General features: G+C 32.6%; 9 protein-coding genes. 7 read left to right on the top strand and 2 right to left on the bottom strand.

All coding sequences use genetic code 11. The features are described 5' to 3' along the window. Positions 1-350: 350 nt before the first annotated feature. Positions 351-1,862 (bottom strand): Npt1/Npt2 family nucleotide transporter, encoded by a 1,512-nt coding sequence (locus Q8L85_02205; GenBank protein MDP1723498.1) that lies wholly within the window; start codon positions 1,860-1,862, stop codon positions 351-353. Between the two features lie 224 nt (positions 1,863-2,086). On the opposite strand from Q8L85_02205, the gene Q8L85_02200 reads away from it, so the two are divergent. From Q8L85_02200 to Q8L85_02175, 6 genes are all read left to right on the top strand, one after another. Then, complete coding sequence (locus Q8L85_02200) at positions 2,087-2,614, top strand: prepilin-type N-terminal cleavage/methylation domain-containing protein (GenBank protein ID MDP1723497.1); 528 nt, start codon at positions 2,087-2,089, stop codon at positions 2,612-2,614. Beyond that, positions 2,601-3,284, top strand: a complete 684-nt coding sequence (locus tag Q8L85_02195; protein ID MDP1723496.1) for a prepilin-type N-terminal cleavage/methylation domain-containing protein — start codon at positions 2,601-2,603, stop codon at positions 3,282-3,284. The genes Q8L85_02200 and Q8L85_02195 overlap by 14 nt, the downstream gene beginning before the upstream one ends. A 5-nt stretch (positions 3,285-3,289) precedes the next feature. Then, positions 3,290-4,060, top strand: a complete 771-nt coding sequence (locus Q8L85_02190; GenBank protein ID MDP1723495.1) for a prepilin-type N-terminal cleavage/methylation domain-containing protein — start codon at positions 3,290-3,292, stop codon at positions 4,058-4,060. 156 nt (positions 4,061-4,216) lie between these two features. Then, a complete protein-coding gene (locus tag Q8L85_02185) occupies positions 4,217-4,378 on the top strand; it encodes a DUF1674 domain-containing protein (protein MDP1723494.1) in 162 nt (53 codons plus the stop codon). 2 nt (positions 4,379-4,380) lie between these two features. After that, positions 4,381-4,920, top strand: coding sequence for a thioesterase family protein (locus Q8L85_02180; GenBank protein ID MDP1723493.1), 540 nt, complete (start codon positions 4,381-4,383; stop codon positions 4,918-4,920). A 33-nt stretch (positions 4,921-4,953) separates the two neighbouring features. Continuing rightward, positions 4,954-5,928, top strand: coding sequence for a hypothetical protein (locus Q8L85_02175; protein MDP1723492.1), 975 nt, complete (start codon positions 4,954-4,956; stop codon positions 5,926-5,928). Here Q8L85_02175 and Q8L85_02170 read toward each other — a convergent pair. Continuing rightward, on the bottom strand, positions 5,925-6,779 hold the full coding sequence (locus tag Q8L85_02170; GenBank protein MDP1723491.1) for a hypothetical protein: 855 nt from the start codon (positions 6,777-6,779) through the stop codon (positions 5,925-5,927). The genes Q8L85_02175 and Q8L85_02170 overlap by 4 nt on opposite strands. 426 nt (positions 6,780-7,205) lie before the next feature. On the opposite strand from Q8L85_02170, the gene Q8L85_02165 reads away from it, so the two are divergent. Further along, positions 7,206-8,366 carry a hypothetical protein gene (locus tag Q8L85_02165; protein ID MDP1723490.1) on the top strand — a complete coding sequence of 387 codons (1,161 nt, stop codon included), beginning with the start codon at positions 7,206-7,208 and terminating at the stop codon, positions 8,364-8,366. Positions 8,367-8,613 lie beyond the last annotated feature (247 nt).

Genomic DNA, 8,613 nt, shown 5'->3' with positions numbered 1-8,613 from the left:
ATATACCCAAATAATCTGAAACTACCGTTTTTAGCCGATGACCTTTGGTCGCTTTTTGAACCAAAAATTTCTAAGGTAAAACAATTATCTGTCGAAATTTTCGGCATCAAAAATCACCTCAAATCTCATGCCTAAAAAATCGGCATTTCCAAATCATTTGGGTATAGTTAAAAATAATTAGTGCGTACTCAATACTATTAAATTAACAAGAATTAAGATATACGTATAAAATACGTAATTTATGCTTTTTTTGAGAGAAAATAAGAAACAACAAGTAAAGTGTATTTTTATGTGGTGTGCTAAACGCTTATTGAAAAGAATAAGCCCCCGACAAAATCAGGGGCTATAAATCAATTATTGTTGGTTTTCATCTTCTTCACTAACGCTGTAAAATGCTTATTCAAATTGAAAATAGATCCAACCCACAGCACCATCATAATAACAACGATAACGCACAAATAAGGCAGAATGTCTTTTTGAGCACCCGCGGTCATAATCAATAAAACTTGCTGAATCACGGCACCACCAGATTTACCTAAACGCTCGGCAATAACGTCAACAGCTGCTTTTCCTTTGACTTTAAGCTCATCATCCAACGGTATATAAACCATCTCACGTGTTGCATTGAACAAGCAATTTTTCGTTGTTTTCGTTAAAACTGATTGGGTTGACCCCATCCAAACGGTGAAAACAAGAGAGGATGCACCAAAATAAACAAGCATTGGATCCAAAGTTTCAGGTAGCAAAAGGGCTAAGAAGAAAAATAGTCCTGTGATCCCTAAAATAAAAGGTGTTACCAATGCGCCTATTAACCACGGTGTTTTCCGCACAATATTCGTACTGATAATTGTTATAATAATGCTTATGAAAGCATATTTAATTGTAAAATTACCCATATACTTACTGAATTCAATATTAGAAGGATTCAATTCCTTAATTTGTGCTTTCCAGGAAACTTCCATCAAATTAATTGAAATTTGATACCCAATGGTAATAAGCAAAATTAAAAGAATATAACGTGAGGTAAAAATATATTTTAAACTCTCAAAAAAAGACAAATGAACATCTTGTTCTTTGCCATCGCGTTCGCGTTGATAGGCATCATAATATTGCGGATCTGTCATAATGTTACGATGAATCCACATATGCAACAATACAATGAGTGCGCATGAAACCGCAAAAAAACTTAAAAGATATTTCAGTGAAACACCCCAAGCATCTTCTTTAGAAAGCTCTATATCAAAAATCTGAGAGTAATAGCTGCCTATAAAACCAGCCATTAAAATGCCACCAGCACCTATTAAGTTAAACATAGGATAAAAACGAGGCGCCTCATCAATACGTGTAATTTGATTAGCAAATTGCCAAAAAAGATAGGCAACAACAATACTTCCCCACAGATCTGCAATAATATAAAAAAGCGTAAAGGTCCAATATCCATAAAGAGGAAAAAACCATTGAAATCTTGGATTAGCTAACTTAAGTTGCTCAATTAAGTCTGGGTTTGGATGTAAAAATTCACGATTGGGGTAAATCAAAAAGGCAAAAACAAGAAAAAAGATCGCAAAAAAAGCTAAAATACTATAAAAAATAGTTTTCATCCGAAAAAGATTACTTAAATAGGTATAAGCAAAAAAGAAAATAAACGCAATCGGCAACACCCCATAAATCTTAATGAAGTTTAAAACCTCTGCCCCTGAATGCTCTGACGCTATAATAATGGCATCCTTCGTGTTATGAAGAATATAAAAATTAAATAAAATAAGCATCATAATTATAGCCAAAGGCATAAATTTTCTGATTTCTGATCCATGTATTGGAAAAAAAACTGCCCTTAATGGTGAAAATTCTTTATTAACCATTTATACAAACTTCCAAATTGAATGCGGGATTAAATTGTTCTTTGAAAAATAAAGAACCACGCCTTGAAATCCTTATGATTATCGAAGGTCGTCAACTACAGATGTATTCTTACCTAATTTTACAAAAAAATTCCAGTAAAACTTACTAAAAAAATAAGTCGAAAAAAAACCGGGATTAGATTATGTTAAATTAATAACATAATTCTAGGATGTCCTGAAGTCTTATGCGCAAAAAGACGATAAATAAAACGCTTGGCACAAAGAACTTATTAAAAAATAATGTGGCCATCGTGGTTACTTTGCGAATCGACCATCAACCTAAAAGGCAATGTAGCATTTTGAAAGAATCTAAAGACATTTACCAAAGTAGAGGCTTTACGCTCATCGAGCTGCTCATTGTAATGTCATTCATTGGTGTTATTTTGGCTTTTGCTATTCCCAATATTCTAAGCCTTTATCGTGGCTTTCAAGATAGAATGGTCAAAGAAGATATTGAAAAACAACTCAACCAAGTAGGCTTTCAAGCCTATTTAAATGCTCAAAATTTTGAATTAACAGAAGAATCTGCTAAAACTGCATTACACTTGCCAGAAGATGTTACGATCACCATCGAAAACCCTATTGTTTACCGCTTTAATGGCACTTGTAAAGGTGGGCCCCTTCAAGTTGAAACGGATTGGAAAAAGTGGGATTATCTATTAGAAAGCCCCTTTTGTTTTCATCAATTGCAAGAGACACATGATAAACCTTAAAAAAAATAACGAGAGTTGGCTTCTTTCGAAACTCGCTGATGTGAGACGCGTGATAGGAGATTTGGCACGGAAGACCAGAGTGTATCCTTATATACATGAGGATCTGAGTACCAAAACGACGCATCAATCGTCCTCAGCAGTAGCGTTTCTAAAGAAGTCTAATGGATTTTCCCTTCTAGAAGTCATCATGGCCATGGTCGTGCTAAGCACCTCACTCTTGCCTCTTTTTGCTATTTTCGGAAATTATTTAAGTGCCATGCGTAATATGAGCGATCAAAATGAAAAAGTTCAAGCGCGCGAGCAAATTCTTTCTTACATGAATGGTGTTAATCCCTTTGACCAAAAAGAAGGCAATTTTGAATTAGGCTCACTTTCCTTTTCGTGGAATGCAACACCCCTTGTTGAAAACATTGAAAACGTTGACAGTAATAATGGACGGGTTAATAAAGGTAATTTTAAAGTAAGCCTTTATGATACCCAGATAAATGCGACAAAGCCTAATAATGATAAATGGCTGGAATTTTCAATTCGTCAAATTGGCTATGAAAAAAAACAAAACGCACCACTTGATGCAGGACCAATGCCAGACGAAGATGAATTAGATTCAGAAGGTAAAGAAAAGAAAAAACCTGCACCTTTACGCCCTAGCATTCCTAAAGATAAAGGCTAGAGCACATGATGCAGCAAAAATGTAAAATACAAAAAAAACGACTTGAAAAAGGATTTACACTTTTAGAAATTCTTATTGTTCTTGTGCTTATGGCCCTCATTACAGGCTTGTTTATTGACCCTATTTCACGTGTTTACGACTTACGCTCAAGATTACGGACCCATATCGATAATCTACATCTCAATATTCTGGCACAAAATTGGTTTAAATCAACACTTTCAGGCCTATATATGAGTAAATCAAAATTTGTAGGCGAATCAAAAAAGATAACGGGCATCACTTTTGCGCCTCTTGATGATGAAATCGGTATGCCAACTATTTTTGAGTGGTCTTTATTTTATGATAAAGATGATGATAAGACATTATTACAATATAAAGGATTTGGTGAAGAAAGCATTACAACAGCTGAATGGAAAGGCGAAGAAGGTAGCTTTTTTTATTATGACCCTGAAAACAAAGAATGGACAGATGAATGGCAGAGTAGCAGCTCCATTCAAGAGGAAGATTATAAATTACCGCTTTATGTTCGTCTTGATGGAAAATTTGATCAAAAACCATGGATTCTTTTAGCAAATATTGAACGCTCCCGTCCTTACCAACGTTCTCAATCAGATAGACTTAAAAAATTACAAGAAGAAATGAAAGAGCGTATGAGAGCTCAACGAGAAGCAAAAGCTTTAGAAAAAGAAAACGATAAAGAGGAAAAAGGCAAATCTAAATCAATACTCGGCGATGATGATAAAAAAGAGAAAAAGAAAAAAGATAAGGATGAATGATTAATGAATACAACTCATATAACTACCCAGCTTCCCCTTCCTACGTCCCGCGGCTTGTCCGCGGGATCCATAGTGCAGAAAAGTAACTATAAATATTTGCCGGAACTTCTCCAAAGCTTTCTGGATCCCGCGAACAAGTCGCGGGACGTAGGAGACGTGCAGCTGAAACTCAAAGTGACAGAAGACACTAACGAGTTACCAAAAAAAGACAAAATTGAGACCTCGAATGAAAACACAAAAGAAAGCAATCCAAAGCAAGAATTAGATCCAACGCGTTTCGGTGATTGGGAAAAAAATGGCCGTTGTAGTGATTTTTAAATATGTCTGTACCCTTTTTTCGCTTAGCCTCGGTCACCTACAAAGCATTTAAGAAAACCAAAATTAATTTTTGGGATGCGTCCACTATTAAAACAAAAGTTCATCCCAACGATCTGGATATTAATGTTCATATGAACAATGCCAGATATAGCACGATGTTTGATCTAGGGCGTTTTGATTTTTTAGTGCGTACCGGTCTTATTAAATTAATATGGAAAGAAAAATGGCGTCCTGTTATTGGATCAACCATGGTTTCTTATCTAAAATCGCTCAAGCTTTATGAAAAATTTATAGTATCAACAAAAGTTGTTTATTTTGATGATAAATGGTTCTATTTAGAACATCTCCTCAAAAAAGATAACGATCTTATGGCGCGTGCTTTCGTTAAATGTCTGTTTCTGCAAAAGGGAAAAAAAATACCTACCCAAAATCTTTTAGAAGCACTTCATTGTGATTTTATTCCACCATTAACACCCCCACCAGCATTAATATCTTGGTTAAAAGCTGAAGAAGAACTTAAGCAACATGCACCTAGTCATTAAATTAAATCAATAAGCTACTAAAATGGTATTAATATGCGCATTTTTGTTTTACTACTTTTTCTATTTTCGCATTACGTTGAAGCACTCGTTGAGATCGCAGATAAAGATATTTTAGAAAAAGGATTAACCGAAAAAACAATTGGCAATTTTTTATATAAAAATCAAAAAGATTGCTATCGCGTGAAGGAACAAAAAAATCCCTCTGGCCTCGAATTAGAAAAACTTTTTTATGCCTATACACAAAAATGCTCCACTCAAAAAAATACGAAACCAGAAGAATTTGTGAATGTTATAAAAGTATTAAAAAATGGTGTTGAGGAAATCGAAAATTTAGAATATATAAAAAAATCAAATATATTTAATAAAAAATATACTGATTCCCCCAATGTCATTCTTCCTGACGAAAATTATTTGCTTAAAAAAAATAACATAAATACGTATTTTTCAGTAATGCAAGCGGCTCAAGGAAAATCACTAAAGGACATAATAGACGAAAAAAATATTGATAAAATTGCTGAGGCGTTTGGTCAATTTGGCAAACAAATAGCCCATCTTCACTTAAAATTTATGGATTTAACCACAATCCCTAAAGAAAATAATCCTATGCCAGATCCTTTGAAAACATTTCTAACGCTTATTCATGGTGATTTGCATTGGGAAAACGCCCTTTACGATGAAAAAACACACAAAATAAACTTAATTGATAATGAAGGATTTGCACGCTCGCTCAAAGATACAAAAAAATCAATCGCAACTGACATCTTTAAAGCAAGCGCAAAATCAATGAAAAAAATAGCCCCCTCATTAACTGAGGTGGCTATGTTAAATTTTCTACAAAACTACATTCAATCATACCCAAAAGAATATCAAAATACACTTTATAAATATTTAGAAAACCTCATAAACAGCGACCCTAAGTTTCAAGTTGAATATAAAAAAAATCCAAATGTAGAAATTGTGTTAAAAAAAGTAATCGCCACATTAAAGATTATTTTTAAAACAACCTAGCCATTATTTGGAACAATGCCGTTATCCATAAAAGCATTTATTTTATCTGCATTAAATTTCCAAATTGGCTGTGTTTTTTGTTTTTCTTCTAAACAATCTTGACAAAAATTAGTAAAACTATCATCGCCAGCATATTGCTTTTTAAGTACTTGATGTAAATTAATTTTTTCAACATTTTCATCAGACATTATATCTTCAAAAAGAATATGTTGCGTTTCTTCTATAGATTTTGTTTCTTTGAAATGAACAGGATCAAAAGAAATGAATTGTTGATTTTGAAAGAGAAAACCATTATATCCGCAGCCAATCCCTTTTGGTTTTATTGTTGTGTAACCTGAGTGGTTTGCTACATAGTAAAAACCAGTGTCTCCACCTAACACAAAAAATCTATCAGGTATCACATGAAAAAATAAAGGATCAGAAGGATGACGCCCAGTTGTTTTAGGTAAAATCTGCAACCATTCATTGAATTTGTCTTCACCTAATAATTCTAAAAGGCATAGATTCTTAACAAGTTTTACAACAATCGTACATTCTAAATGTGCTGGTTTTGTTGGTAAATCACGAAATGCTTCGATTATATCACATTGTGTGTCATTTAATTTTAGTGTTGGATAAATTGCCGAATTTATTGATGGTTTTGCTAATGCGGGAATCCAAAATACAGACGCCGTATTTAAGTCATCCAGATTTTGTAGATAGCTCCAATTTTCATTAATTAAGTCAAATGTTTCTTTTGCTTTTTGATTAACAATTTCATCTACTTGCTCTTGCGTATATGTAGCATTTGATGCTGTTGTAAAAAAAATAATAAACATAAATATGCTTAAAAATTTGACGTGCTGTTTCATTCTAATATTACCTTTATTTAAAAAAAATTTAATTTGATATTTTAATATATCTAAAATTAACTATATTTTCAATATGTTTTATCTTTTTTACTAAACATAAAAATCTATTCACCTGTGACCAAGCCCCCATTTCAGACACATCTTTTGTCTACTCTGATATCATATTGAACAAGCTTAAAAATTACTTAAATTTGTCTTATAAAATAAATTTGATACAAAAAAGTCTTATTCAACGCATATACGAAAGCTAACATTTTCAAATTTTTGTCGTTCAAGTGAGTGAATTTTATTTGAATATTCATCTCGTTCTACAAAACAAAGACAAAATATTAATAAATAATTTTTTTATTATATATATATTGCAATATTTAAAAAAATATGCTACGAATATTTTTATAAATTTTAATTTAATTGAAAGAATTCGAAATGAAAAAAACACTGAATGTTCTGTTTTTATTGTTAACACCAACAATTCATGCTTTTGCAAATGGTGATGACATTGCCGATGAAAGCACCTGTACGACTTCGTCAAGTCAAAATGATTATGTCTCGGCACCAAGCCTTGTTCCTATTGAAGGCTTTCTAATCTCAGGAGAACTATGCAAACATATTGTCTCATTTTTACCAAAAGATGAACAACTTATGGCCTTGCACACTGTAACACCACTCATTCCTGCTGATGCAAATGACAAAGGAGAAATTGATTTAAGTAATAGACTGAGCGGAATCTTCAATTTAAATGAAAAGAACACGGCTTATTTTGATAGTACAGCACGTCAATTTTTAATTGATCCCGATCATGAATTAGTACCTTTGTATAATATAAAATCACTAAAATTTATGATTAGACCAACACCTGACGAAATGATCTTACTTTCTCAAAAATTTCCCAATGTTGAAAACATAGACTTATCTTATGTGCTAAAGCTTAACGATATGGATAGTATGGATAATAACGAGTGTAATTATACCGACATTATCAGAAATCTAACTCATTTTAAAAATCTCCAGAATCTTGAAACAACAGATGACATTATCTCTATGGCTAACTCTCTAAATCTTCAGCATATCAGGATAATAAATACAGATTCATTTGAAAACCAGTTTTTTTGTTTAAATAGTTGGATGCGCGAATTTTTAGAAAAGCAACAGCATGAATTAGAATATCGACTTGATATATATAAAATTATATTTTCAATTGCACCAACACCAGAAGAAATCATCTTGCTTTCTCAAAAATTTCCTAATGTTAAGACTATATACTTAAATGGTGCGTTGTATTCTATGCCTATTGCTGAAAAAATAAACGTTATCAAAAAATTAAATAATTTTAAAAAACTTCGTTCTCTTGCTATTGCTTTTAACCGCATTGATAACGAAGGTGCTACACACATTGCTCAATTGCGACATTTACAACGTCTTTTTATAAATCACAACGATATCGCTAATGAAGGCGCTATTCAAATTGCTAAAATGCAAAACCTTACATATCTTGAAATCTCGCACGGGCAAATCGGTGATAAGGGTATATCATCACTAAAAACAGGCTTACCTTTCTGCAACATAAAAGATCTTTATACAAAATAATGCATTGAACTATATTTATCCACCAGCCTAAAATCAGGAGCTTTCAATCTTTGAACAGCTCCTAAACATCTACACCAACTTTAATTATTATGCGCCTGTAGGAATCTATCATAGTACACGACACTTTTTTAATTTGATCTAAGGTATTGATTTTTTATAAGAAAACATAGTACAGACAAGATACAAAAAAAGGAGCTGTACAATGATAAAAATGAATACCTTAGATCAAGCAATAAATAATCACTTC

This window comes from Alphaproteobacteria bacterium (genome assembly GCA_030680745.1).
Classification (GTDB): Bacteria; Pseudomonadota; Alphaproteobacteria; order JAUXUR01; family JAUXUR01; genus JAUXUR01.
This window is presented reverse-complemented; position numbering and strand designations above follow the sequence as displayed.